Below are 26529 nucleotides of genomic sequence, written 5' to 3' on the forward strand. Positions count from 1 at the left end.
CAGATCCGCTGCTTGTCGCCGGTTTTATCCGGCCCGCATCGTCTGTCCGTTTCTGTTTCTCTCTTGGGCAGTCCTGCGACCAGCGAGTCGCGGGCCGTTGCAAATGGTTCGAAAAAAAATCGACTTTGGCGGACAAGCCTTCAAGGCTGTCCTCGGTTTCACCTTTTCGCATTGGGGCAAGCAGCCCTGGCGGATCGCGGCGATCGCATCACTGGCGTTGCTGTCAGCGCTCGCCGATGTGCTGACGCCGCTTTATGCGGGACGCCTGATCGACGCGCTTACCACCAGCGCGAGCGGCGCCGCCGGCAAGCAGGCCGCATGGCGCGCGGCGGTTTCGGCCTTCTGGACCCTGGCGGCGCTAGGGTTGGGTGGCATGTTGATGCGCCAGTTTGGTTTCCTGAACATCATCGTGCTCACGCTAAAGATGATGAGCGAGATTGCGTCCAGCGCGTTCTATCGCGTGCAGCGTTTCTCCGCCGACTGGCATGCAAACAGCTTTGCCGGCTCGACGGTGCGCAAGGTCACGCGCGGTATGTGGGCGCTGGACCTGCTTAACGACACGTTGCTGATCGCGCTGCTGCCGTCGCTGGTCATGCTCGTCGGTGCCACCGTACTGCTCGGCGTGCAGTGGCCGGTGATGGGCATCGTGGTTGGCATCGGATCAATTGTGTATGTCGCGGTCACTGTGGTGCTATCGCTTGGTTACGTGGCGCCGGCCGCGCGGCTGGGGAATGCGTGGGACACGCGGATGGGGGGCGCGTTGGCCGACGCGGTCAGCTGCAACGCTGTGGTGAAGGCGTTCGGTGCCGAACAGCGCGAGGACGCGCGCCTTGCCCGTGTAATCGTCAAGTGGCGACAACGCACGCGCCGTACTTGGATCCGCGGTACGCTCAACGGTGGCGTGCAGGGTGGCATGCTGGTCGCGATGCAGGCAGCGATCCTCGGGGTGGCCCTGCTGCTGTGGGTTCGCGACTTGGCCAGCGTGGGCGACATCACCTTTGCGCTGACCCTGTTCTTCATGTTGCAGGGGTATCTGCGCGAAGTGGGCATGCACATCCGCAACCTGCAGCGTTCAGTCAACGACATGGAGGAACTGGTGTCGTTGCAGGCGCAGCCCTTGGGTATCGACGACAAACCGGGCGCGGGGCGTATCGTGATCCGCCGGGGCGAGATCTGCTTCGAGCACGTGACGTTCCGATACGGCGCTCACACAACACCGCTGTATGAGGATTTCTCTGTGCGCATCGCCCCCGGCGAGCGTGTCGGCCTGGTCGGCCATTCAGGCTCGGGCAAGACGACGTTCATTAAGCTGATCCAGCGGCTGCACGACGTAAGCAGCGGGCAGATCATGATCGACGGGCAGAACATCGCCGACGTCCAGCAGGCGTCGCTGCGCAGCCAGATCGCGATCGTGCAGCAGGAGCCCCTGCTGTTCCATCGCTCGCTGGCCGAAAACATCGCGTATGCGAAGCCCGGCGCAAGCCGCGCGGAAATTGAGCAGGCGGCGAAGCTGGCCAGCGCTCACGACTTCATCACCGCGCTGCCCGACGGCTACGAGACGTTGGTTGGCGAGCGGGGCGTCAAACTGTCCGGCGGCGAGCGCCAGCGGGTGGCGATCGCGCGTGCCTTCCTCGCCGACGCGCCGATCCTCATCCTAGACGAGGCGACCTCCAGCCTGGACAGCGAGAGCGAGGTGCTGATCCAGCGGGCGATGGAGCGACTGATGATGGGGCGCACGACGCTGGTCGTCGCGCACCGTCTGTCGACGGTCCGAGCACTGGACCGGCTGCTCGTGATGGATAAGGGGCGGATTGTCGAGGAAGGCAGCCACGATGAATTGATTCGCGTGGAGGGCGGCTTCTACCGGCGGTTGTTCGAGCGCCAGGCGCTGGCGTTGACGCGAGGAGGGGACGCCACTGGTGCGGCGGTGGGGCGCCGGCAGGCCTCGGCCGCCGGCGTGCCGGATGCCGAGGTGTCGCTGCCGTTGCCTGAGTAGCGGCGCAGGGACCACAATGCACGGACATGGCCGTGGGTGACGCGCGCAGCTTGCCGCGGTGCAATGTCGGGTACTGCGGTGGCAGTGGAGGTGGCGATGCGTGAGTCACGAAGCGAGCCGCGGACATCTCGCCATTGACGACGGGACCGTTCCGTTCGCGTGTGCCCGCCATGGGCGGGGCTGGCACGGCGGGCGTTCAATGATGTCGGCGGTGCGTGGCCGGCGTCCGACCAGCGGCATGGTGTTGTGAAAGCAGCGCTACTGGAGCGCGCGCCGGCAACAGCGCGTTAGACGTTGAACAGTTAGACGTTGAACAAGAAGTTCATCACATCTCCATCCTGGACCACGTACTCCTTGCCTTCGGCCCGCATCTTGCCCGCTTCCTTCGCGCCTTGCTCGCCTTTGTAGACGATGTAGTCATCGTACGAGATCGTCTGAGCGCGGATGAAACCGCGCTCGAAATCCGTATGGATGACACCGGCCGCTTGTGGCGCCGTATCGCCGACGTGGATGGTCCACGCGCGGACTTCCTTGACGCCGGCGGTAAAGTACGTCTGTAGCCCCAGTAGTCTGAAGCCTGCCCGAATCACGCGATTCAGCCCAGGCTCATCCATGCCCATGTCGGACAGGAAAATGCCTTTTTCATCGTCCGGCAACTCGGCGATTTCCGCCTCGATGGCGGCGCACACAGCGACGACCGGTGAGCCTTCTTGCGCTGCGTAGCCACGCACCGCATCGAGGTACGGATTGTTCTCGAAGCCGTCCTCTCGCACGTTGGCTACGTACATCGTCGGCTTCGCAGTAATCAGGCAGAACGGCTTGATCAACGCGCGCTCGTCGTCGGACAGATCCATCGCACGGACCGGGCGTGCCTGGTCCAGTTGTGCACGCACCTTGTCCAACACGGCGGCTAGCTTGACCGCTTCCTTGTCATTGCCCGATTTTGCTGCCTTTGAATAGCGTGCGAGCGCCTTCTCGACGGTTGCCAGGTCGGCCAGCGCCAACTCAGTATGGATCACTTCGATGTCCGCGAGCGGGTCCACCTTGCCGGCGACGTGAATCACGTTGTCGTCGTCGAAGCAGCGAACCACGTGCGTGATCGCGTCCGTTTCGCGGATGTTGGCGAGGAACTGATTACCTAGGCCTTCGCCCTTGCTCGCCCCAGCGACGAGCCCGGCGATATCGACGAACTCGACGACTGCCGGAAGCACGCGCTCAGGCTTGACGATCTGGGCCAAAGCGTCGAGCCGCGGATCCGGCACCTCGACCACGCCGACATTCGGCTCGATCGTGCAAAACGGATAGTTCTCGGCGGCGATGCCCGCCTTGGTCAGCGCGTTAAAGAGCGTGGACTTGCCGACGTTGGGCAAGCCGACGATGCCGCATTTGAGGCTCATGGAAAACCTTTTTGGATCAACTGTTTGCGGCTAGTTGCCGTGTCATTTGCGATCCCGGTCGCTGGGTCGCGGCAGCCGCAGGATGCATTCGGGGGGCGAGACAAGCCGGACGAACGTGCTCATTTGACGCGCGATTCCGTACTGGCTCGGTACTCTAAAGATACTAATTGTAGCGCGTTTGGACACCGTAATTGGCAACGCGTTTAGCCCCCTAGAATCACGCTGGCAGCAGTCGTTCCGTGCGAGCCACGATAATGGAAGGTTCTATCTCCTTGTTCCGTCCGGGCCGCTGGTCGGGGTAATGCTTGGAGGCGCAGCCCGGGAGCGGGCGCTGATCGACGGGGATTGGGCATTCGAATCCTGCACAGGGTGATCCCCGCGTGGCGGCACGTTCGCGAGGAGTACCCTGAATCTAACGAGCCTGCGACTGTATCAGGCGGTTGCGGACTGGTGGGCGGTGCTAGACTTCTGTCGCCGGAGGCTGAACTTTCGCTTTAAATTTTTCATTCCTTCAATAGTCCGGGTGCTAAGCGTCGATTTGGTGGATTTATTGCTCTTAATAGTGGCGTTCGTCCTCGTATCGACTTTTTCCAGTTTGAAAGGGCTGTGTCCAGTATCAACCTGCGTGGCTTGCGCGATCTGCGTGAGGCGAAGCTTGCCGAATAATCGCTTGAGCCTGCCCGGCCGCTTAGCAGTGGGGAGCGGCGTCGGGTTCCATGGCTCGTAGGACCTATACTCCATTGAAGATCTTATGCTTTCGGCGTGCAGTGACTGCGGCGGCTCGGGCAGTTCCGGCGTGGACAATGTTGGCGACGGGTTCGGACTCCTCGCTTTAATCGATGTACTCTTTATCTCATTGCTGGCTTCTTTAAGTTCTGCAAGTTCTTTTTTTAGTTTCTCTATTACTTCCTTCTGTTTTTGTATCTCTGTACGCAGATTGGGCGAAAATGGTTCCGCTTCGCTGTGCTGCTCCACCACCTTGATTTTGTTGCGAGTGTCCTGACCTCCGGCACTTGCTTGCGAGGATTTGAATAGCTGGGGAGGCGTATTGAGGCGGGACATATTTTTTGTCGCAGCCTCAAATTTATCCTTGTCTATGCCAGAAATTAACCGTTTCTTTTGTGAGGAGGGGGGGACGGTTTGCTGCAAGCGCGTGTCGGAAATGCCGGACTGCTCGTCCTTTTTGATAGGACTGTCGGCGCGCGGATCCTGCGCAGCCTCGGCAGCACGATGAAGATCTTGTTGGACCGAAATGGGACGGAGGCTAACGATACTGTCGCTGGTAGCGATATTTTCGTCATCGGCGTCCCATTCGCTCCCACTGGAGCTTGCGGGTGACGCTGCATTAGCGTTGCCTCTCAAGTTGACTGGCGCATATTGCTTGGTAGCGATATGTGTGTCCAATATGGAGGAGGATTCTGAGCTGGAATCGGATCCCAAATTCGATCTTCGTTTTTTTAGCTCAAACGCAATTCGTACGGCCATTTCGGAGGGCTTGGCAGGTGTGTTCGCGCTTGAGGGGCCGGTTGATTTATTGGCCCATTGTTGATTGTCAGTTGCACCAAAGCGTCCTATTGCTGATGAGCTGTTATGAATCGTCGATTGCATACTGCTAGGCTGCCAAATTTGAAGGAATTCGAACCTTAGCGACTTTGATCTAAATATGAATTGGGTTGCGCGATTCGGAGTCAGTGGATGCGAAGTCGACATCTCAATGTGTTGAAGGCTTTTTTGAAAAAAGACGCTAAATAAATAAAAAAAGACACCAGTAACCGCGTACTGTTTTTAACGTGAACAAGTGATGACACGGTAAGGCATGTTACTCAAGCCCTGACACACCGGGAAAGCGATGCGGACCGCTCACCAACGTTGCCGCTGCGCCCCACTGCCCCGGCTGCGCCGGCACAAACGCTGCGTGTTTCGAACCGGCGTGAATGGTGACCCGCTTGTGAGACATTTCACGCCAAAGGGGCATGGCCCCGGCCGCTATAATGTGCCAATGAATTCCGCACACTCGAACCATCAAGTCATTGTGATCGGCGGCGGGCTAGTCGGCAAGGCCGCCGCGCTCGCGCTGACCCAGACCGGCCTGCGCGTCGCGTTGCTCGCGCAGCGCGCGCCCGCGCCAAGCGAACATCGGTTCGACACGCGTATCTATGCGTTGTCGTCCAGTTCACAAGCGTTGCTGGAGCGGCTACGGGTCTGGCAAGCCCTTGACTCGGCGCGGTTGTGCCCAGTGTACGACATGCGTGTGTTCGGCGATGCGCATGCACAATTGCATTTTTCTGCATTTCAGGCGGCGGTCCCGCAGTTGGCGTGGATCGTCGAATCGAGCTTGATTGAACGCGCGCTCGACGCCGCATTGTGGTTCCAGCCGCTACTGACTTGGTGCGAATCGCGAGCCCAGGCGCTGCAACATCACCCTGAAGCCATCAGCGTGACGCTGGATGATGCGCGGGTGTTGTCCGCCGACCTGGTTGTCGGCGCGGATGGCGCATACTCGTGGGTGCGGGAGCAGGTCGGCGCGAAGGTGAAACGGCGCGACTATCGGCAAACGGGCGTCGTGGCGAACTTCCGGTGTAGCAAGCCGCATCATGAAACCGCATTCCAATGGTTTATCGGCGGCGAGATCCTTGCGTTGCTACCGTTGCCGGACTCACACGTGTCGCTGGTCTGGTCCGCTCGCACCGAGCACGCGGATGCGTTACTGCAACTGGATTTGCCGGCGCTGGCCGAACGGATCGAGGCCGCCACAGGCGGTGCTAGTTCGCGTCAGGTCGGCACGCTCGAAGGCGTGTCCCCCACGCAAGGATTTCCGCTTGCGCTGCAGACGGTGGATCGGTTGATTGCGCCGCGCGTGGCGCTCGTCGGCGATGCGGCTCATCTGATTCACCCGCTCGCGGGGCAGGGAGTCAACCTTGGACTGCGCGATGTTGCCGCGCTGCTGGACGTGGTGAATCGCAAGGAACCGTTTCGTGATCTCGGGGATCTGACACTGCTTAGACGTTACGAGCGTTCGCGTCGCGAGGACATTCAGAAGCTGACCATCGCGACCGATGGGCTGCAGCGGTTGTTTGCGCTGCCGGGCGGGCTGGCCCGCGGCATCCGCAATGTCGGGATGGCGATGGTCGGTGCGCAGCCTTTCATCAAGCGCTGGCTGGTGTCGGCCGCGCTTGGCTGACGCGTGTACGCTCAATTCAGCAAGGAACCACGATGACATTTCAAATTCGCACGATCGCGCTGACCTCGGTGGTCGGCACGCTGCTGGCCGCCGCCGCGTTGGCCAGCTACTCCGCATTCGCCGATACGAGCCTGAACAGCGTGAAGGCCGCGGTGCAAAGCCGGCTCGGTTCCGACGCGAGCGTGAAGGGCGTGGCCAAGACGCCGATCGCCGGACTGTACGAGGTTAATCTTGGCAAGGAAATCGTCTATAGCGACGCTCATGCCGATTACCTGGTGCTGGGCGACCTGGTGGAGACTCGCACGCGGAAGAACCTGACGCAGGCGCGCAACGACGAGTTGAACAAGGTCGATTTTGCGAGCCTGCCCCTGGCCAACGCCGTCAAGGTCGTCAAGGGTAATGGCGCGCGCAAGCTCGCGGTGTTCTCTGATCCGAATTGCGGATACTGCAAGCGGCTGGAGACGACGCTGAAGGGGTTCGACAATATCACCGTCTACACCTTCCTGTATCCGGTACTTTCGCCCGACTCCGACATGAAGGCGAAGGCGATTTGGTGTTCGGCGGACCGTGCGAAGGCGTGGCAGGCGTGGATGCTCGATCATCAGTCACCGAGCGGGGCCGGCAATTGCGACACCAGCGCGCTGCAGAAAAACCTGGCGCTGGGCCAGAAGTTGAACGTGAGCGGCACGCCGACGATCATCTTGGCCGACGGACGCCGGCTCCCCGGCGCAGTGCCGGCCGAGCAGCTCGATAAGGCCCTGTCCGTGCAGCATTGACGGTTTGCTGATTGGCGGCCTGTGACCCTGATTTGTCCGGCCAGCAGGCCGGCGCCTACCTGCGTATCTCGATGAAGCCGATTCGTTATTCCATTATCCCGAAGCACCCGGCCGCTCACGTGTTCGAGGTCACGTTGACTGTGACGGATCCGGATCCGCAGGGCCAGCAGTTTATGCTGCCGGTTTGGATACCGGGCAGTTATCTGGTTCGCGAATTTGCACGCAATATTGTGACGCTGAGGGCCACGAACCAGGCTGGCCGCAAGGTCGCCGTCGTCAAGCTGAACAAGAACACGTGGCGTGCGGCCGCCGTGGATGGCCCTTTGACGCTGACCTACGAGGTCTACGCGTGGGACCTGTCGGTGCGCGCCGCGCATCTAGACGAGTCGGTCGGGTTTTTCAACGGTACCAGCGTATTCCTGGCCGTGGCCGGACGCGAGCAGGAGCCGTGTGAGGTGGAGATTCGGCGTCCTGAAGGCAACGCGTATCGCGGCTGGCGGGTGGCCACCGCGTTGCGCGAGGCGCGCGGCACGCGTCGTTATGCATTCGGCCTGTACGTCGCTCAGGACTATGATGAATTAATCGACCATCCGGTCACGGTCGGCGAGTTCGAGCTGGCCCGCTTCGATGCGCACCGTGTGCCGCACGACGTCGTGATCGCAGGCAGAGTACAGGCGCTGGACATGCCGCGGTTGTGCGCGGACTTGAAGCGGATATGCGAAGCGCAGATTGCGCTGTTTGAACCCCGCACGAAACGTGCGCCGATGGATCGGTACGTGTTCATGACGCTGGCGGTGGGCGACGGATACGGTGGGCTTGAGCATCGCGCGTCGACCGCGCTGATCTGCAAGCGCGATGATCTGCCGGCAAAGGGCAAGCCGCAGACCACGGATGGCTATCGCTCGTATCTCGGCCTGTGCAGTCACGAGTACTTTCATACCTGGAACGTGAAGCGGATCAAGCCGGCGGCGTTTGCGCCGTACGATCTGACGCAGGAAAACTATACGCCGCTGCTTTGGCTGTTCGAGGGGTTCACGTCGTACTACGAAAGCCTCATGCTGGTCCGAGCAGGGTTGATCTCACAGGACGAATACCTCGCACAGTTGGGCAAGACAATCGGCTCCGTGCTGCGCGGCGCCGGGCGATTGCGTCAAACCGTGGCCGAAAGCTCGTTCGATGCATGGATCAAGTACTACCGGCAGGACGAGAATGCGGGCAATGCGATCGTCAGTTACTACACGAAGGGATCGCTGATCGCGCTGGCGTTCGACTTGTCGATTCGGGCACAAACGCGCCATCGCAAGTCGCTCGATGACGTGATGCGTCTGCTGTGGCAACGCTACGGACGCGACTTCTACACAGGGCGGCCAACCGGCGTCGAGGCGGCCGATATTCCGGCGTTGTTTGCCGAGGCGAGCGGCGCGGACTTGAGCCGGCTCTTTCGTGATGCGGTGAACGGCACGCGCGACTTGCCGCTGGACGCACTGCTCGCGCCGTTCGGTGTGGAATTGGCTGCTGCCGACACGAACGGCAGACCCTCGTTGGGGGCGCGCTGGCGTACCGGCAGTGACTGTACGCTCGCGAGCGTCTACGATGGTGGCGCGGCGCAAAAGGCCGGCTTATCCGCGGGTGACGTGTTGGTGGCGATCGATGGGTTGCGGGTGCCCGGCAGCGGACCCGATGCGCTGCTGGCCCGTTATCGGCCCGGCGACATGGTGCAGGTGCACGCGTTTCGTCGAGATGAGTTGCGCGCTGTACGACTCAAGCTGGATGCACCGGAGGTCGCGCACTACACGCTTACGGCGCGGCCCATTCCTGCATCGGCCAAGCGCGCACGCGACGCGTGGTTGCATGCCGGCCGGTGATCGTTCCGCCAGTGCAACAAACTGTGTCGCGCAACGCCCTTTTTCGCACTGCGCCAAAAAACTAGGATGGCTCCTGAAGCGGGCATGACGCCCGAACTGAACCTGACGGAGCCCCAAAATGACTACGATTCTGCAGATTAATTCCGCTGCGCGCAAGGACGCGCAATCCACGCTGTTGGCCAATGAATTGGTGGCGAAGCTGCAACAGTCGCATCCGGATGCCACGCTCGTCGTGCGCGATCTGTTGACCGACAGCTTGCCGCACCTGGACGAGGCGGTACTGGGCGCCTTCTTCACGCCGGCAGAACAGCGCAATGCGCAGCAGCAGGCGATCATCGCTCGCAGCGACGCGTTGGTGGCGCAGTTGAAGGCTGCCGACATCATTGTCATCGGCGCGCCGATGTACAACTTTGGTATCTCGAGCCAGTTGAAAGCGTATTTTGACTACGTCGCGCGTGCCGGCGTGACCTTCCGCTATACGGCGCAGGGTCCACAAGGACTGATCACAGGCAAGAAGGTGTATGTCGTGACCGCGCGCGGTGGTAAGTACCTCGGCACGCCGGCGGATTTGCAGACGCCTTATTTGAAAACGTTCCTCGCCTTTATCGGCCTGACCGACGTCACGTTCATCTTCGCCGAAGGGCTGAACCTCGGTGAGCAATCCAAGCAAAGCGGCCTGGCGGCGGCACGCGAGGCGATTGCCGCCGTGTGATGCGCAGTTGCCGGCAGCAGACCCCAATCGGCTCACGGCACGCGCCAATCGATCGGCTCGCGACCCACCTGGCGCAGATGTTCATTGGCGAGCGCGAAGTGGCGGCAACCGAGGAAGCCACGGTGCGCCGACAGCGGTGACGGATGCGGCGCTTCGAGGATCTGGTGGCCGCGGCCGTGCAGTAACTGTCGTTTGGCTTGCGCATGCGAGCCCCACAGCATGAACACGAGGCCTTCGTGCTGCGTGGCAAGGTGCTCGATCAGTGTGTCCGTGCATGGCTCCCAGCCACGCTTTGCATGGCTAGCTGCCCGGTTGCGCTCCACGGTCAATACCGTATTGAGCAGCAGCACCCCTTGCCGAGCCCAGTCATCCAGGCAGCCATGGCGTGGCACCGCATGGTCGAAGGTCGCGGCAATTTCCTTGAAAATATTACGTAACGATGGGGGAGGCCGGACGCCGGGGGGCACGGAAAACGCCAGTCCGTGCGCCTGTGGCACGCCGTTGTCTTCGCCGTGATAGGGATCCTGACCTAGGATGACCACCTTGACGTCATCCGGCGACGTCAGATGCAACGCGCGGAATACGTCCGTCGGATAGACCGTCTTGCCGCTGCTGCGCTCGTGGTCGACGAACTCGCACAGGCGCGCGTATGCCGGACTGCCGATGAACGGCGCCAGGTGTGCGCGCCACGCCGGTGGCAGGTTATCGAATTGTTGTTCGAGGGTGAGCGCCGCGCAAGATGGAGGGCCTGACCGGGACGATGGTGCCGCCGCGCACTCACGCGGTGGTGACAGCGGATTGTCGAACAACGATGGTTGCCAAGCGTCGGCCAACGCGTTGCCGGGCAACGATGATTGCCCGTGCTCGGCCGACGCCCGCCGGTGCTCGGCTGGCGCCGGCGGGCGCTCGGTTCGCTGCTCGCTGGCACCGCGCAATGCGGTGGTGGTGGAGTTTTTAGTGCGGGAAGCCATGATCGCGATAAAGGCAGAGAAAAGAGTGGGGCGCCCGGCCACAACGGATGGCTTACTGGCCGCTACGCAACCGATAACCCCGTTCGGCCTTGCTGACGTCTTCGGATGTGGTGCCCGGCAAGCGCTGCTGGATGACGTCGGCGAGCGCGTCGAGGGCTGCATGCGCGCGGGCGTTTGGCGCATCTTTCAATTCAAGCTCGATTTCGCAGATTGGTGCGCGCCGCAAAGCGCCGTCCACCTCGGCTTGCACTTCGCCAATGTCCAACGCGGCTTCGATGAGTGTGCCGGTCCAGTGAAGCGGCCATAGCGTGCGCGTGAAGTGGGTGCGAAACAGTGGCACGAGCGTCGCCGCAGCGTCGCGCACGAGCGCGCGCGCTTGTGCGTCGCCGCACGCGGCGAGCAGCGCGTCGAGTTCGAGCGCTTCACCGGCCACGGCCATTTCCCATTCATGGCGGCTGTGCACGCCGCCCGACGCGCCACCGCCAAACTTGAAGGTCTGTAGCCAGCCATCGGGCGTGCGTCGCAATCGCAACGCACCGCCGGCGCGCGCGAGCCCGCCGTCGGGCGTATCGAAGTAGAGGCTGGCGAGCGCGACCGGTTGGCCGGCCTGTCCGCTCAACTCAACGAGCAGCGCGCGGGCGGCCTCGACCCGCGACGCCGGCAGCGCAAGCTTGATTTCCCGTTCGATGCTCATCGTCGTCATGGACGCTGCGGTCCGAAAAACATGTCGGCGAGCGCGGCACCGGGGTTGTCCGCGCGCATAAATGCCTCACCGACCAGGAAGGTATGCACGCCGGCTGCACGCATCCGGTCCACGTCGTCGCGCGTCAGAATCCCCGACTCGGTGACTACGATACGTTCGTCGGGAATGCTGCCGAGGAGCCCAAGCGTGGTGTCCAGCGTGACGGCGAACGTGCGCAGGTTGCGGTTGTTGACGCCGATCAGCGGTGTCTTCAGCGTCAGCGCCACGTCCAGCTCGTGCGCGTTGTGCACTTCCACCAGCACCGCGAGCCCCAGCGAATGCGCGTACGCTTCCAGCTCGCGCATCTGCGCTGGCTCCAGCGCGGCGGCGATCAGCAGAATGCAGTCCGCACCCATCGCACGCGCCTCCAGCACCTGGTACGGGTCGATGATGAAGTCCTTGCGCAGCACGGGCAGCGTGCATGCATCGCGAGCCTGCTGGAGGTAGCGCGCGCTGCCCTGGAAAAACTGTGCGTCCGTGAGTACCGACAAGCATGCGGCGCCGTGCTGCGCGTACGAGCGGGCGATGTCGGCTGGCACGAAGGTTTCGCGCAACACGCCCTTGGAGGGGCTGGCCTTTTTCACCTCGGCGATGATCGCCGGCTGTTCGAGCGCGTGCTTGGCACGCAACGCAGCAACGAAGTCACGCAGGTCGCCGCGCCGCGCGTGGGCGCTCAGTTGCAATTCTGCCAGGGGCGCACTCGCCTGCGCGGCACGAATCTCATCGCGCTTGACGGCAATGATGCGATCGAGGATATCAGTCATGGTGGTGCTCTGCTTGGCTCAATGACGCAACTGCTGCGTGAAACGGACAAGTTCATCGACCTTTGCACGGGCGGCCCCGCTGGCAATTGCCTCGCGCGCTTGCTGGATCCCGTCGCCGATCGAGGCGGCGACGTTGGCCGCATACAGCGCGGCACCGGCATTGAGCGCGACGATCTCGCGGGCGACGCCCGGCGTATTGTCTAGTGCGCTGAGCAGCATCGCTTTCGATTCGTCCGCGTTGGCGACCTTCAGGGAGCGATTCGACACCATTTGCAGGCCAAAGTCCTCGGGATGGATCTCGTATTCGTGCACCTGGCCATCGCGCAACTCGCCGACCCGCGTCGCCGCGCCGAGCGATACCTCGTCCATCCCATCTCGCCCGTAGACGACCAGCACGTGGTTTGCGCCAAGCCGTTGCATCACCCGGACCTGGATGCCGACCAGATCCTCGTGGAACACGCCCTGCAGTTGGTTCGGCGCCCCAGCCGGATTGGTTAACGGTCCCAGTATATTAAAGATCGTGCGTATCCCCATTTCGCGACGGATCGGCGCGACGTTCTTCATCGCCGGATGGTGGTTCGGCGCGAACATGAACCCCATGCCGGTCGCCTCGATGGACTGCGCCACCTGCTCCGGCGTTAGGTTGACGTTGACGCCAAGCGCCTCGAGCACATCGGCGCTGCCGGACTTGGATGACACGCCGCGATTGCCGTGCTTGGCGACCCTTGCACCGGCTGCGGCGGTCACGAACATCGTCGCCGTGGAGATATTGAACGTATGCGAGCCGTCGCCACCGGTGCCCACGATGTCGACAAAGTGCCGGTTGTCGGCTACCTGCACGTGGTGGGCGAACTCGCGCATGACGGTTGCCGCCGCGGCGATCTCACCGACCGTTTCCTTCTTCACGCGTAGCCCGGTGATGATGGCGGCCGCCATGACCGGCGACATTTCTCCGCGCATGATCATCCGCATCAAGTGCAGCATCTCGTCATGGAAGATCTCGCGGTGCTCGATGGTACGCTGCAGCGCTTCCTGGGGGGTGATGGGCATCCGGTTCTCCGTGCGGGTCAGGCCAGTGAGCGGCGCCGACAGGGGCGTCGCGCCAGTAGGGGACGCGCTCATCGGGCAAGCGCCGCAGTGCGGCTTTGAGTGATGAAATTCTTCAGCAGCGCATGGCCATGCTCGGACAGGATCGATTCCGGGTGGAACTGCACACCCTCGATCGGCAGCGTCTTGTGGCGCACGCCCATGATTTCGCCATCGTCGGTCCATGCGCAGACTTCCAGGCAGTCGGGCAGCGTGTCGCGCTCGATGGACAGCGAGTGGTATCGTGTGACCTTGAAGCGGTGCGGCAGATCGGCGAAGACCCCCCGCCGGTCGGTCTCGATTTCGCTGACCTTACCATGCATGATCGTCTTGGCGCGCACGATGCGGCCGCCGAACGCCTCGCCGATCGCTTGGTGTCCCAGGCATACGCCGAGCATCGGGATGCGGCCAGCGAAGCGTTGGATTACCGCGAGCGTCACGCCGGCATGCTGCGGATTGCTTGGTCCGGGTGACAGGCAGATATGCTGGGGGTCCAGCTCGGCGATCTCGTCGCAGGTGATTTCGTCATTGCGGTAGGTCCGCACCTGCTCACCCAACTCGCCGAAATACTGGACAAGGTTGTAGGTGAACGAGTCATAGTTATCGATCATCAGCAGCATACGGCACCCAATGGACTGATATTGAACGAAAAGTCGCCGCGATGAGGCCGCTGGCCCGCGGACCCGCGCGGTGCGGCCCGGCATGGGGTCGCCCCAGGCGCCCGACGCAAACGGGCGCGAACATGAACGCGGGCGCGCGCTGGGCGCACGTTGTCCACGCAACCGGCTGCGCGAGCGACAGCAAAGACCACGGGACCCGCATCGAGCGGTTCGGGCGTGTTGGCGACGGCTGAATCTGTCAACGGCATCGGCAATCTCCTTGCGCTGGGAGCCGCCCTATCAGAATGGCGCATCCAGGCCGTCCTGTACATGCTCGGCGGCGCGCAATACTGCACGTGCCTTGTTCTCGGTTTCCTGCCATTCTGCTTCAGGTACCGAATCGGCGACGATGCCGGCGGCTGCCTGCGTGTACAAGTTGCCGCCGTGGATCACGCCGGTGCGGATCGTGATTGCCAGATCCATCTCGCCAGAAAATGACAGATAGCCGACCGCGCCGCCGTACAGGCCGCGTTTGACCGGCTCGAGTTCATCGATCAACTCCAGCGCGCGCACCTTTGGGGCGCCGGACAGCGTGCCGGCTGGGAACGTGGCGCGCAGCACATCGAAGGGCGTCGTGCCAGGCTTAAGCTTGCCCTCGACCGAACTGACGATGTGCTGCACGTGCGAGTATTTCTCGATCACCATCTTGTCGGTGACGACCACGGAGCCCGTTTGCGCGATGCGGCCGACGTCATTGCGTGCGAGATCGATCAGCATCACGTGCTCGGCGATCTCCTTCGGGTCGTTCAGCAATTCCGTCGCCAACTGCGCGTCACGCTCCGGCGTATTGCCGCGCGCGCGCGTGCCGGCCAGCGGACGGATCGTCACGATCTGCTCGTCGCCGCGCGCTTCCTGTCGTACCAGGATTTCAGGTGACGCGCCGACCACGTGGAAGTCACCGAAGTTGTAGAAATACATGTACGGCGACGGGTTCAGCGAGCGCAGCGCGCGATACAGCGATAGGGGATTGTCGCGAAACGGTTTTGTCATCCGCTGCCCGACCTGCACCTGCATCAGTTCGCCGGCGGCGATGTATTCCTTGGCCTTGCTCACCGCGGCCAGATAGTCATCCTTGGCGAACTCGCGATAGGTATCAGTGCGCACCGTCGGCGACGTGACCGGAGGCTGGGCCGGGCTGCGTAACCGGTTGCGCAATTCGCGCAGCCGCTGCTTGGCGCGCGGGTACGCTTCCGGGGCACCCGGATCGGCGTAGACAATGAGGTAGAGCTTGCCAGCTAGGTTGTCGATTACCGCTACTTCTTCAGTCAACAGCAGTTGGATGTCCGGCAGGCCCAGATCGTCCTTCGGCGTTGAATGTGCGAGCTTCTTCTCGATGAAGCGCACCGCGTCGTAGCCGAAGTAGCCCGCCAGGCCGCCGCAGAAACGGGGCATGCCGGGCCGGAGCGCGACCTTGAAGCGCGCCTGGAACTGCGCGATGAATGCAAACGGATCGCCTTCGTGCGTTTCGATGACCTGGCCGTCGCGCACCACTTCGGTGATGCCGGTGCCGTCGGCTTGCCGCGTGCGCAACAAGGTGCGGGCGGGTAGGCCGATGAATGAATAGCGGCCGAAGCGTTCGCCGCCGACCACCGACTCGAGCAGGAACGAATTTGCGCCTCCTCGTTCGGGTTGAGCGAGTTTCAGATACAGTGACAGCGGCGTATCGAGGTCGGCGAGCGCCTCGGCAATCAGCGCAATGCGGTTGTAGCCTTCGTTGGCAAGGGACTGGAATTCGAGCTCGGTCATGTTGGCAAGTCCTGTTGGCGCTCCGTGCACGGCGCGGCATACACGGAGCCGATGTCGCGGCCCGGCCGCAGCGTAGGTGCCAAAGCCGACGTACCGGGACGCGGCGGTGCTACACGGCGCGCATCGCGGACACCGCCGCGATGCTGGGAGCAACAACGAAAACAAAAAACGGGAGAAATCGAAACCCGGCAAGCAACGGGCTTCGGCGCGGGATCGCGCTTAGGCGTGCCAGCGGCGCCAGGGCCAGGCTCCCCGGTCGATACTGCCAAGACTGCGTTTTCTGTTCAGAAACATGACGATGGTAGCGGATACCCTGGGATGGAAGCTACTGCGCGGCGTACGGTGCCGTTACCCGGCGGGCCGCCTCCAGCAGCGAGTCCACTATACCATCCGAGTCGATCAATTGTACAGGTTGGCCGTGGTTGTAGCCGTATGGCACGGTCAACGTCGCGAGCCCGGCGGCGCGCGCTGCGCGCGCGTCGTTTTCCGAGTCGCCGATCGCGACCGCCCGCGCGGGCGGCACGCCGAGCGCGTCGCACGCGGCCAGCATCGGTAACGGGTCCGGCTTTTTCCGTGGCAGGCTGTCGCCGCCGAGCACCACTTCGAAATACGGTCGCAGGCCATACTGTTCGAGCAACTCGAGCGCGAATCGAAGCGGTTTGTTGGTTACGCATGCAAGCTTGATCCGCGCAGCCCCGAATGCGTCCAGCCCGCGAATCACGTCCGGGTAGAGCCGCGTGTGGCGGCCATTGACCACCGCGTATGCCCGTTGGTATCCAGCCAGTGCCACATCGAACCGCTGCTCGGCCGCGGCTGGCGGCAGGCGTGCCGACAGCACGCTGCGCACGAGATGCTCGGAGCCCTTGCCGACGTAGGCGACGACTTCGGCTTGGTTGATCGGCGGCAAGCCCAGCTCGCCGAGCACCGCGTTGAGCGCCGCCGTAAAATCGCCGGCGGTATCGACCATCGTGCCATCCAAATCGACGATTGCGGCCTCGATCGGTCCAATGGTGAGCGCACCGCGACGATCGTCATCGGCGACCGGTGTCAGGCTCGTGTCGGTCATCACGCGTTCATCGTCCGAGTGCGGCGCGCATCTGGTTAATCACCTGCCGGTAATCGGGTTGCCCGAAAATCGCCGAACCCGCGACAAACGTATCGGCGCCGGCCGCCGCGATCTGTGCGATGTTGTCGGCCTTCACGCCGCCGTCTACCTCCAGGTGAATCTCGCGGCCCGTCTGCGCTGCATACGCGTCGATGCGCCGCCGCGCTTCGCGCAGCTTGTTCAGTGCCTCGGGAATAAACGACTGTCCGCCAAAACCGGGATTCACCGACATAATCAACACCAGGTCGATGCGCTCCATCACATGGTCCAGGTAGTTCAACGACGTGGCGGGATTGAATACCAATCCCGCCTTGCAACCGTGGTCCCGGATCAGTGACAGCGTGCGATCGATATGGTCAGACGCCTCTGGATGAAAGCTGATCACGTTCGCGCCCGCCCTTGCGAAGTCTGGCACGAGGCGGTCCACCGGACGCACCATCAGATGCACGTCGATCGGCACGTTGACGTGCGGGCGGATCGCTTCACAGACCATTGGGCCGATCGTCAGGTTAGGCACGTAATGGTTGTCCATCACGTCGAAGTGGATCCAGTCGGCGCCGGCGGCGACCACGTTGCGCACTTCTTCGCCGAGACGGGCGAAGTCGGCGGAAAGAATGCTTGGGGCGATGCGAAAAGTCATCTTGGAACTCGTTGGCAGGCGCTGAGCGGCAGACAAAGCGTTATTCTAGCGTGCCGGCGCGACGCCAGCCGGGGCGCGGCGCTCTGATGCCCGCGTCGATGTGTCAGTGGATCGCGTTACGCGAGCGACGTCACATCGGCCACATCGGGTCAGCCACATCGCATTGCAGGTTGCGACACGCAGGCGCATCAACGAAAATGCGATGCGCAGGCGCCTACATACCCGCGCCACGGGTAAGCGCGCGCCCGTATTGCGCGACCTTTACCGGAATTCAGGATGAGTCAGTACGAATTGAGCGTCTCGGCACAGGCGGCCTATCTGCCGGACCAGTCCGATCCAGAGCGCCAGCAATATGCGTTCGCCTACACGTTGACAATACGCAACACGGGACAGGTTGCCTCGCAACTGATTGCGCGCCATTGGATCATCACCGACAGCGACGCGAAGGTGCAAGAGGTCAAAGGGCTCGGGGTCGTCGGGCATCAGCCGTTGTTGCAGCCGGGCGAGCAATTCGAATATACGAGTTGGGCGGTCATTGCGACGCCGGTGGGCACGATGCGCGGCGAGTACTTTTGTGTGGCCGAGGACGCTACGCGCTTCGAGGTGCCGGTAGCGGAATTCGCGCTGTGCATGCCGCGCACGCTGCATTGAGCGCGCACGATGGCGGCGTGGCGCCGCGAGCGCTCCGGTGCGCAGCACCGCGGCGGCTGGCCGGCGCAGCGCCGCAGGGCGTCAATCACGCTTGCGCGGCGGGCGGCGCACGTACCATACGATGTACGCGACCAATCCAATCGGCAGCAGTATTTCAATCGTGGACAGTAGCCACGGGCAAGCGGTGAAGCATTCGGACATGGCGGTTTGGGAAGCGAGCGAGCATTTTAACGGTTGCTTGTATGGTAACGGTGGCGCGCATGGCGGCGGACCGAGGTGGGTGGCCGCAAGGGGCCGGCATGCGGCCGGCGTGCGGCGTTGGGGCCGCGCCGCGGCGCTGGCCGCGGCGCTCGTCGCGGCGGCGATGCTGGCCTCATGCGGTGGCGGCGGGGCGGTGCGGCCGGCGGCACGCGTGACGCCGGCCGGTGCCGTGCCGAGCCAGCAGGCGCTGGCCGATGCGCGGCTTACGCCGGTCAGTTGGCAGCAGGTGCCCGGTTGGCAGGAGGACAGCCTGATCGGCGCCGCCGCTGCGCTGCGGCAGAACTGTGCGAGCATGAGCAGTCTGGCGAATTGGCGGCGCGCGTGCGTTGCAGCGCAGCAACTGGATGATCTTGACGTGGCCGCCGCGCGCACGTTTTTCGAGACGTACTTCACGCCGTTTGTGCTGGCCAATAGCGACGGCACGCTCGACGGCCTTGTCACCGGCTACTACGAGCCGATGTTGCACGGGTCCCGGTACCGGCGGGCGCCGTACCTGTACCCGTTGTATCGCTGGCCAAGGGCAGTCCGCCCGGGCGCCGCGTTGCCGCCGCGTGCGCAGCTAATGCGCTCTGGCGTGTTGGCCGGCAACGAGCTTGTCTACGTGGACGATCCGATCGAGGCGTTTTTCCTGCAAGTGCAAGGCTCCGGCCGGGTATTGCTTGACGACGGCACGGTGATGCGGGTTGGTTACAGCGGCACCAACAACCAGCCGTATCGTTCGATTGGCCGTTGGCTGATCGATCGTGGCGAGCTTTCACCGGCACAGGCGACAATGCAGGGAATCAAGGCATGGGCCCGGGCGAACCGGTTACGCGTTGATGCTCTGCTGGACGTGAATCCGCGCTTCGTATTCTTCAAGGAAGTGCCGTCCAGCGAGGGCGTGCCCAGCGGCGGAGCCGACGGGCCGGTCGGTGCGCTGGGGGTGCCGCTCACGCCCGAGCGTTCGATCGCGGTCGACCCGACGTCGATTCCGCTTGGCACGCCGGTATTCCTGCAGACCACCCGGCCATTGTCGAATCAGCCGATGAACCGGCTGGTGTTCGCGCAGGACGTGGGCAGCGCCATCAAAGGCGGCGTGCGGGCCGACTACTTTTGGGGACTGGGCGATGACGCGGGCGATCTGGCCGGCCGGATGAAGCAGGGCGGCCGAATGTGGCTGCTGCTGCCCAACAGCTGAGTGGCCGTGTTGCGCGCGGCCGCTATCGGCTCAGGCCTCAGGCTTACGTGCGGCGTTTGTCCACGACGCGGCGCGCCTTGCCCACTGAGCGCTCGATGCTGTTCACTGGCAAGGCGGCGATTTGCGCCGTGACGCCGACCAGCGCCTTGACATCGTGCGCCAGACTCGCGCGTGCCGCTTCGACCGCGCGTTTGTTTAGCGCCGATTCCGGACAGGGCTCGACCTGGACCGTCATCACGTCGAGCGGGCCTTCCTTGGTCAGCACGATCTGGTAGTGAGGGGCAAGCACGGTGGCGTGCTTGAGCAACAACTCCTCGATTTGCGACGGGAACACATTCACGCCTCGGATGATCATCATGTCATCGCAGCGGCCGGTGATCTTCTCCATGCGCCGCATCGCGCGCCCGGTGCCGGGTAGCAGCCGGCTCAGATCACGGGTGCGATAGCGGATGATCGGCAAAGCCTCTTTGGTCAGCGAGGTGAACACCAGCTCGCCGAATACGCCTTCGGGCAGCACCTCGCCAGTGTCCGGGTCGATGATTTCCGGATAGAAGTGGTCTTCCCAGATCGTCGGGCCGTCCTTGGTTTCCGCGTATTCGGAGGCGACGCCGGGGCCGATGATCTCTGACAGCCCATAGATGTCTACCGCGTCGATGCCCATGCGTTTCTCGATCGCTGCGCGCATGTCGTTGGTCCACGGCTCCGCGCCGAAGATGCCGATGCGCAACGACGATTCGACCGGATTCAGGTCGCGTCGCTCGAATTCATCGGCGATCGATAACATGTAGCTGGGTGTGACCATGATGATGTCGGGTCGAAAGTCATGGATCAGCTGGACCTGCTTCTCGGTCTGCCCGCCGCCGAACGGGATCACGGTCAGGCCCGCGCGCTCCGCGCCGTAGTGTGCGCCCAGACCACCGGTAAAAAGCCCGTAGCCGTAGCTGACATGAACCTTGTCGCCGCGCCGTGCCCCGGCCGCGCGGATGGAGCGCGCCATGAGATTGGCCCACATGTCGATGTCGTTGGCCGTGTAGCCGACCACGGTCGGCTTGCCGGTGGTACCGGACGAACCATGGATGCGCGAGACCTGGTCCATCGGCACGGCGAACATGCCGAACGGATAGTTATCGCGAAAATCTTGCTTCGTCGTGAACGGAAAGTGAGACAGGTCCGCCAGCGTCTTCAAGTCGTCGGGATGCACGGCCGCGTCATCGAACTTGCGCCGATAGACCGGTGAATGCGCATACGCGTGCGCCAGAGTTTTCTTCAGCCGTTCAAGCTGCAGGGCCTGTAGTTCGTCGCGGCTGGCTTTTTCAATCGGCTCCAGCGGCAGTGCGGTACTCATCGAAATTCTCCTTATTATTGTGTCTGCCCCGTGGCGGGCGTCAGTCGTTTGAACGGATAACGTTTCCTTTAATTTGTGCTGACTTGCCGCGAAACATGGCGACCGGCTCGCCGGCGCGATTCGTTATACGGATGTCGTAGAGGCCGGTGCGCCCAGATCGCACCTGTTCCACGGCTTCCGCGGTCAGCGCGTCGCCGTGGTGCACCGGCCGCAGGTATTCGATCGTGCATCCGGCTGCCACTGTATTCACGTTATAAGTGTTGCACGCAAATGCGAATGCCGAATCGGCAAGCGTGAAGATCAACCCGCCGTGGCAGATAGCGTGGCCGTTCAGAAATTCGGCGCGTACCTGCATCGTCGCGCGCGCATAGCCGGGCCGAACTTCGACTACCTGAATGCCGAGCCAGCGGGTGCACGCATCACTCTCGTACATCTGCGCGGCACAGTGGCGCGCGAGCAGCTCGGCTTGCACCACGCTGGGTTCGGCGTCGGTGTGGGAAGGGCAGTCCATATTAGTGTCCTTTAAAACGGGGTTGACGTTTCTCGATGAACGCGCGCACGCCTTCCGCATAATCGTGCGACGCGCCAAGTTTGCGCTGCAGGTCGCGTTCAAGATCCAGCTGTACGTCTAAATCCAGCGTGGCGCCGCTGCGGATGGCCTGCCGGGTCGCGACGATCGCGGCGGTGGGCTGCTGCGCGAGTTCCGCGGCGAGTTTCCGCGCTTGTGGTAGAAGGGCCGCATCGTCGACGACGCGCCAGATCAGGCCCCACGCTTCGGCCTTCTCCGCGCTGAGTTTCTCACCAGTGAGCGACAGTCCCAGCGCGCGGGCGATACCGACTCGTCGTGGCAGCGTCCACGTGCCGCCAGTGTCCGGTACCAGCCCAATCTTCACGAAAGCCTGGATGAAACGGCTCGAACGCGCGGCAAGTGTGATGTCGCATGCCAGCGCCAGGTTTGCGCCAGCGCCTGCTGCTGTGCCGTTGATCGCTGCGGTCACCGGCAGCGGCAGCTGCTGCAGCCGTCGCACGAGTGCATTGAAGTTTTGATCGATCAACTCACCCAGGTCGGTTTCATGGCCGGGTGTGAAGTCGAGGTCCGCGAGATCCTGGCCCGCGCAAAATGCCTTTCCTGCGCCTGTCAGTATCAGCGCCCGGGCACCCGCACGCTGCACTTCATCCAGCGCCGCGCGCAACTCGGCGTGCATCGCGCGGGTGAAGCTGTTGAGCTTATCCGGGCGGTTCAGCGTAATGGTTGCGACGTGAGCGGCTGCGTCGATGTCGAGCAGAATTGACGTGTAGGTCATGGGAGTTCCCTCCTGCCTAGGCAAAATGGAGTGCGCGAGGCCGACTTCAGACGCGCTCGATGGCCAATGCGATGCCCTGTCCGACTCCAATGCACATCGTGCATAATGCATAGTGGCCGCCGTTGCGGTGCAACTGGTACATTGCGGCCGTGACCAGCCGCGCGCCGGATGCGCCAAGCGGGTGGCCAAGCGCGATCGCACCGCCGTTCGGGTTCACGCGCGGGTCGCCGTCGTCGATGCCCAGCAGCCGCAGCACGGCCAGGCCTTGTGCAGCGAATGCTTCGTTTAACTCGATGACGTCGAACTGCTCGAGCGTCATGTTCAATTGCCGCAGTAGCTTGCGTGTCGCGGGCGCTGGTCCGATGCCCATCACGCGTGGCTCGACTCCCGCCGTTGCCATACCGAGCACGCGCGCCTTCGGCGTAAGCCCGTGCATGCGTGCGGCTGCTTCGCTGGCGATTAGCAGCGCACATGCGCCATCGTTGATGCCGGACGCATTGCCGGCGGTGACGGTACCGTCTGGGCGTACCACACCGACGAGCTTGGCCAGTGCGTCCATCGACGTTTCGCGCGGATGCTCGTCGTGCTGCACCACGATCGCATCGCCGTTGCGGGATGGCACAGTGACCGGCACGATCTCGGCAGCCAGCACGCCGTCACGCTGCGCACGAGCGGCCTTTTGCTGGCTGCGTAACGCGAATGCGTCTTGGTCGGCACGGCTTACGTTATAGTCGGCCGCGACGTTTTCGGCGGTCTGCGGCATCGAATCGATGCCGTACTGCTGCTTCATCAGCCGGTTCACGAAACGCCAGCCAATCGTTGTATCGAAGACTTCGGTCTGGCGCGAGAACGCGGTGCTGGCCTTGCCCATCACGAACGGCGCGCGCGTCATGCTCTCGACACCGCCGGCCAGCATCAGCGACGCGTCACCTGCGCGGATTGCCCGCGCCGCGGTGCCGATCGCATCCATGCCCGAGCCGCATAGCCGGTTTACCGTGGCGCCCGGCACGTCAACGGGCAGGCCGGCGAGCAGCGCGGCCATCCGGGCGACGTTGCGATTATCTTCGCCGGCCTGATTCGCGCAACCGTAGATCACGTCGTTGACCGCCGCCCAGTCCATTGACGGATAACGCTCGAGCAGCGCCTTGATCGGGATCGCGCCAAGGTCATCTGCGCGAACGTCTTTTAGCGCGCCGCCATAGCGGCCAAACGGCGTGCGGACTGCATCACAGATAAAAGCTTCGGTCATGGTGCCATTCGCCTACGCTTGTCGAGTTCGTTTTCGTCGGTGCGGAGCAATGCCGAGGTGGCGCCGGTCAGCCGCGCGGTGCTACGTGCGCGCGGCTTTGCACGACGCGGAAGCGGTTCGCCACAAACGCGGCGTCGGTCAGCGTCGCATTGGCCGCTGGGTTCGCACCGGTGCCATGGAAGTCCGAGAACGCCGCGGACTGGTTCACGAACACGCCGCCGGTCAAGTTCAGCGACAGCGCGACGCCGCCTTTGATCGCCGCTTCGTGCGCGGCTTGCTGCACTGCTTCGTCACCACTGTATACAGATAGGGTCAGCGCGCCGTGCTGCGCGGCAATCGAGCCGGCCAGCGCCAGCGATTGCGCGGTGGAATCCGTCGCGATGACGAATGCGATCGGGCCGAACCATTCCTGCGTGAATCGGTTCTGGTCGGTGGCCGCATCCAGCTTGACCAGCAGCGGCGTGTGCACGCGTGCATGCTCGAACGCGGGATGCACGAGCGGTTGGCTGTCCAGTAACACGCTACCGAGCGCGCGCGCCCGCTCGATACGCTGCACGACGGCGTCGTTTTGGATGGCTCCGATCAATTCGACCGCCTTGGCTGAGTCCGACGTCAGTTTTTGGACGGCCTCGGCGATTGCTTGGCCGACTTCGTCAAAGCTAAGCGTACCGTCGGCGGTGCGGATGCCGTTGCGCGGCACATAGATGTTTTGTGGTGCGGTACACATCTGGCCCGAGTACAGCGCCAGCGAGAATGCGATATTGCGTGCGGCCGCCTTGATGTCGTCGACCGAGTCGATGACGATCTGGTTCACGCCCGCCTTCTCGGTATACACGTGGGCCTGGGTCGCGTTGCGCTCGAGCCAATTGCCGTTGTGCGTGCTACCCGTGAAATCGATCAGTCGAACATCGGGGCGCGTGGCGAGCTGCTGCACGAGCGTGCCGTCATCCGGATCCGTTGCCAATAGCGTAACGACGTTCGGATCGAAGCCGGCCTCGCGCAGCACGTCGCGCGCGATACGCACGGTGATCGCCAGTGGCAGGATCGCGCCAGGATGTGGCTTGACGACCACCGCGTTGCCGGTCGCAAGATCAGCAAACAGTCCCGGATAACTGTTCCATGTCGGAAAGGTACAACAGCCAAGCACCAGGCCGATGCCGCGCGGCACGATCGTAAAGTGCTTTTCCATTGCCAGCGGCGGGTTCTTGCCTTGGGGCTTTTCCCAGTAAGCTTGGGCCGGGATGCGCCGCAATTGGTCCCATGCACATGCGATGGCCTCGAGCGCGCGGTCCTGCGCGTGCGGCCCGCCGGCCTGGAACGCCATCATGAATGCCTGCCCGGTCGTATGCATCACGCTGTAGGCGATCTCGAAGCTTGCCCGGTTCAGCCGCTGCAGAATCTCCAGGCTCACGCCAATCCACGCCTCGCGGCCCGCGCGCTGCCATGGTTGCTGCGCGCGCGCCACGGCAGCGAACAGTCGGTCCGGATCGGCCTTCGGATAGCGCACGTCCAAAGCGAAGCCGAACGGCGAGTGCTCCTGGCCTACCAGTCCATTACTGGGTTGATCCAAATCGAACGTTTGGTTCAAAAGCGCTTTGAACGATTGCTCACCGTCCGCGTTCGCCGTTTCCCCGTACACCTTGGGGCTGGGCATCTCGGGGAACGGACTCCAGTAGCCGCGCGTTTCCTGTGCCTGAAGTGCCTGTGTCAACGTCGATTCATGTTTCGCAAACAACGGATGTGTCATGGCGGGTAGTCGGACAAATGAGGCGGAGAAGGATAAATAAACCGACCGGTTGGTTGGAAAATGTTAGCATTCTTTTCGGGTTGCGCGGCGTTTTTTCGCGGTTCCCCTTGCCAGTGGAGAATTCATGACATACGAAAACATTTTGGTCGACACAAGCGGACGGGTTGGGCTGATCACGCTGCACCGACCGAAGGCGCTCAATGCACTGAACGACGCGCTGATGGACGAGTTGGGCGCGGCGCTCAAGGCGTTCGACGACGATGAGCAGATCGGCACGATCGTGGTGACGGGTAGCGAAAAAGCATTCGCCGCCGGCGCGGACATCGGAATGATGGCGAAGTACACCTATATGGATGTCTATAAAGGAAACTACATTACGCGCAACTGGGAGGCGGTGCGTGCGGTGCGCAAACCGGTGATCGCTGCAGTAGCGGGCTTCGCGCTGGGCGGCGGGTGCGAACTGGCGATGATGTGCGACATTATCATCGCGGCGGACACCGCGCAGTTCGGCCTGCCGGAGGTCAAGCTTGGGATCATGCCGGGCGCGGGTGGCACGCAGCGCCTGCCGCGCGCGATCTCCAAGGCCAAAGCGATGGACCTGTGCCTGACCGGGCGCTTCATGGATGCACACGAAGCGGAGCGCGCGGGACTGGTATCCCGCGTAGTCGGAGTGAACAAGTTCCTGGACGAGGCGCTCAGCACGGCGGCTGCGATTGCTGAATATTCGTTACCTTCGGTGATGATGATCAAGGAATCGATCAATCAGTCGTACGAGACCTTGCTGACCGAGGGCGTGCATTTCGAGCGCCGGCTGTTCCACTCGCTGTTTGCCACCGAGGATCAGAAGGAAGGGATGGCTGCGTTTGTCGAGAAGCGCAAGCCCGTCTTCAAGCATCGTTGAAAACAGGCTTGCGTTGGAGGTGGCGGGGCGCTAGAATCTTATTTTTCGCACGACGGACGCCGTTGCGCGAAAGTGGGGTGGGTGAGCGGAATTTTCTCGAAACCCCGTGGTGAAAAAAGTTTTAAAAACTTCTTGACGCCACGATGAGAAATCTTCATAATCTCGTTTCTCTGCTGCTGATGCAGCGACGCGACGCAGGGGGCTGAAGCCGGGCAGGCTGAGGCACGGTGGGCGCGATGCTCTTTAACAAGTAA

At 62.8% G+C, this 26529-nt stretch carries 24 protein-coding genes; 8 read left to right on the top strand and 16 right to left on the bottom strand.

The annotated features are described in order from the left end of the window. The first annotated feature begins 103 nt into the window (after positions 1-103). The gene (locus KPG66_RS05165; RefSeq protein ID WP_237070188.1) at positions 104-1996 is read left to right on the top strand and encodes an ABC transporter ATP-binding protein; all 1893 of its coding nucleotides are present in this window, start codon (positions 104-106) and stop codon (positions 1994-1996) included. A 302-nt stretch (positions 1997-2298) separates the two neighbouring features. Here the strand turns inward: KPG66_RS05165 and ychF are convergent, their stop codons facing one another. Both ychF and KPG66_RS05175 read right to left on the bottom strand, forming a co-directional pair. Continuing rightward, complete coding sequence (ychF, locus tag KPG66_RS05170) at positions 2299-3393, bottom strand: redox-regulated ATPase YchF (protein ID WP_237070189.1); 1095 nt, start codon at positions 3391-3393, stop codon at positions 2299-2301. Between the two features lie 432 nt (positions 3394-3825). After that, positions 3826-5001, bottom strand: a complete 1176-nt coding sequence (locus KPG66_RS05175) for a hypothetical protein (RefSeq protein WP_237070190.1) — start codon at positions 4999-5001, stop codon at positions 3826-3828. Positions 5002-5392: 391 nt separating this feature from the next. On the opposite strand from KPG66_RS05175, the gene KPG66_RS05180 reads away from it, so the two are divergent. The 4 genes from KPG66_RS05180 (at position 5393) to KPG66_RS05195 (ending at position 9927) form a co-directional block, all read left to right on the top strand. Further along, the gene (locus KPG66_RS05180) at positions 5393-6574 is read left to right on the top strand and encodes a UbiH/UbiF family hydroxylase (protein ID WP_237070191.1); all 1182 of its coding nucleotides are present in this window, start codon (positions 5393-5395) and stop codon (positions 6572-6574) included. 32 nt (positions 6575-6606) lie between these two features. After that, complete coding sequence (locus KPG66_RS05185; protein WP_013434920.1) at positions 6607-7350, top strand: DsbC family protein; 744 nt, start codon at positions 6607-6609, stop codon at positions 7348-7350. A 71-nt stretch (positions 7351-7421) separates the two neighbouring features. Next, positions 7422-9215, top strand: coding sequence for a M61 family metallopeptidase (locus tag KPG66_RS05190; protein WP_237070204.1), 1794 nt, complete (start codon positions 7422-7424; stop codon positions 9213-9215). Positions 9216-9333: 118 nt separating this feature from the next. Then, positions 9334-9927 carry an FMN-dependent NADH-azoreductase gene (locus tag KPG66_RS05195; protein ID WP_013434922.1) on the top strand — a complete coding sequence of 198 codons (594 nt, stop codon included), beginning with the start codon at positions 9334-9336 and terminating at the stop codon, positions 9925-9927. Positions 9928-9959: 32 nt separating this feature from the next. On the opposite strand, the gene KPG66_RS05200 is transcribed toward KPG66_RS05195, so the two are convergent. From KPG66_RS05200 to rpe, 8 genes are all read right to left on the bottom strand, one after another. Beyond that, the gene (locus KPG66_RS05200) at positions 9960-10898 is read right to left on the bottom strand and encodes a uracil-DNA glycosylase (protein WP_237070192.1); all 939 of its coding nucleotides are present in this window, start codon (positions 10896-10898) and stop codon (positions 9960-9962) included. Between the two features lie 52 nt (positions 10899-10950). After that, entirely contained in the window at positions 10951-11592 is a 642-nt protein-coding gene (locus tag KPG66_RS05205) for a CYTH domain-containing protein (RefSeq protein WP_237070205.1), read from the bottom strand. Positions 11593-11597: 5 nt separating this feature from the next. Then, entirely contained in the window at positions 11598-12404 is an 807-nt protein-coding gene (gene trpC, locus KPG66_RS05210) for an indole-3-glycerol phosphate synthase TrpC (RefSeq protein ID WP_013434925.1), read from the bottom strand. Between the two features lie 18 nt (positions 12405-12422). Further along, positions 12423-13454: an anthranilate phosphoribosyltransferase gene (gene trpD / locus KPG66_RS05215; protein WP_237070206.1), complete on the bottom strand. Its 1032-nt coding sequence runs from the start codon at positions 13452-13454 to the stop codon at positions 12423-12425. Positions 13455-13522: 68 nt separating this feature from the next. Continuing rightward, a complete protein-coding gene (locus tag KPG66_RS05220) occupies positions 13523-14110 on the bottom strand; it encodes an anthranilate synthase component II (RefSeq protein ID WP_237070193.1) in 588 nt (195 codons plus the stop codon). Positions 14111-14389: 279 nt separating this feature from the next. Next, on the bottom strand, positions 14390-15895 hold the full coding sequence (gene trpE / locus KPG66_RS05225) for an anthranilate synthase component I (RefSeq protein WP_237070194.1): 1506 nt from the start codon (positions 15893-15895) through the stop codon (positions 14390-14392). Positions 15896-16220: 325 nt separating this feature from the next. Continuing rightward, a complete protein-coding gene (locus KPG66_RS05230; protein ID WP_272907034.1) occupies positions 16221-16961 on the bottom strand; it encodes a phosphoglycolate phosphatase in 741 nt (246 codons plus the stop codon). Between the two features lie 7 nt (positions 16962-16968). Continuing rightward, positions 16969-17640 (bottom strand): ribulose-phosphate 3-epimerase, encoded by a 672-nt coding sequence (gene rpe / locus KPG66_RS05235; protein WP_237070196.1) that lies wholly within the window; start codon positions 17638-17640, stop codon positions 16969-16971. A gap of 276 nt (positions 17641-17916) precedes the next feature. Here rpe and apaG point away from each other — a divergent pair, with 276 nt between their 5' ends. Continuing rightward, the gene (gene apaG / locus KPG66_RS05240; RefSeq protein ID WP_013434931.1) at positions 17917-18291 is read left to right on the top strand and encodes a Co2+/Mg2+ efflux protein ApaG; all 375 of its coding nucleotides are present in this window, start codon (positions 17917-17919) and stop codon (positions 18289-18291) included. 364 nt (positions 18292-18655) lie between these two features. Next, positions 18656-19729: a murein transglycosylase A gene (mltA, locus tag KPG66_RS05245; protein ID WP_237070207.1), complete on the top strand. Its 1074-nt coding sequence runs from the start codon at positions 18656-18658 to the stop codon at positions 19727-19729. A 43-nt stretch (positions 19730-19772) separates the two neighbouring features. Here mltA and paaK read toward each other — a convergent pair whose 3' ends face one another. The 5 genes from paaK to paaN all read right to left on the bottom strand — a co-directional run bounded on the left by paaK (position 19773) and on the right by paaN (position 25374). After that, a complete protein-coding gene (gene paaK / locus KPG66_RS05250) occupies positions 19773-21074 on the bottom strand; it encodes a phenylacetate--CoA ligase PaaK (RefSeq protein WP_237070197.1) in 1302 nt (433 codons plus the stop codon). Positions 21075-21114: 40 nt separating this feature from the next. Continuing rightward, the gene (gene paaI / locus KPG66_RS05255) at positions 21115-21585 is read right to left on the bottom strand and encodes a hydroxyphenylacetyl-CoA thioesterase PaaI (protein WP_237070198.1); all 471 of its coding nucleotides are present in this window, start codon (positions 21583-21585) and stop codon (positions 21115-21117) included. A 1-nt stretch (position 21586) separates the two neighbouring features. Continuing rightward, complete coding sequence (gene paaG, locus KPG66_RS05260) at positions 21587-22378, bottom strand: 2-(1,2-epoxy-1,2-dihydrophenyl)acetyl-CoA isomerase PaaG (RefSeq protein ID WP_237070199.1); 792 nt, start codon at positions 22376-22378, stop codon at positions 21587-21589. A gap of 46 nt (positions 22379-22424) precedes the next feature. Continuing rightward, positions 22425-23627 carry a 3-oxoadipyl-CoA thiolase gene (gene pcaF / locus KPG66_RS05265; RefSeq protein WP_237070200.1) on the bottom strand — a complete coding sequence of 401 codons (1203 nt, stop codon included), beginning with the start codon at positions 23625-23627 and terminating at the stop codon, positions 22425-22427. A 67-nt stretch (positions 23628-23694) separates the two neighbouring features. Beyond that, the gene (gene paaN / locus KPG66_RS05270; RefSeq protein ID WP_237070201.1) at positions 23695-25374 is read right to left on the bottom strand and encodes a phenylacetic acid degradation protein PaaN; all 1680 of its coding nucleotides are present in this window, start codon (positions 25372-25374) and stop codon (positions 23695-23697) included. A gap of 124 nt (positions 25375-25498) precedes the next feature. On the opposite strand from paaN, the gene KPG66_RS05275 reads away from it, so the two are divergent. After that, positions 25499-26275 carry an enoyl-CoA hydratase gene (locus KPG66_RS05275; protein ID WP_237070202.1) on the top strand — a complete coding sequence of 259 codons (777 nt, stop codon included), beginning with the start codon at positions 25499-25501 and terminating at the stop codon, positions 26273-26275. Positions 26276-26313: 38 nt separating this feature from the next. Here KPG66_RS05275 and KPG66_RS05280 read toward each other — a convergent pair. Then, a partial coding sequence (locus KPG66_RS05280; RefSeq protein WP_237070203.1) for a hypothetical protein occupies positions 26314-26529 on the bottom strand: 216 nt, incomplete at its 5' end.

It is taken from the genome of Mycetohabitans sp. B2 (genome assembly GCF_021733735.1).
Taxonomy (GTDB): domain Bacteria; phylum Pseudomonadota; class Gammaproteobacteria; order Burkholderiales; family Burkholderiaceae; genus Mycetohabitans; species Mycetohabitans rhizoxinica.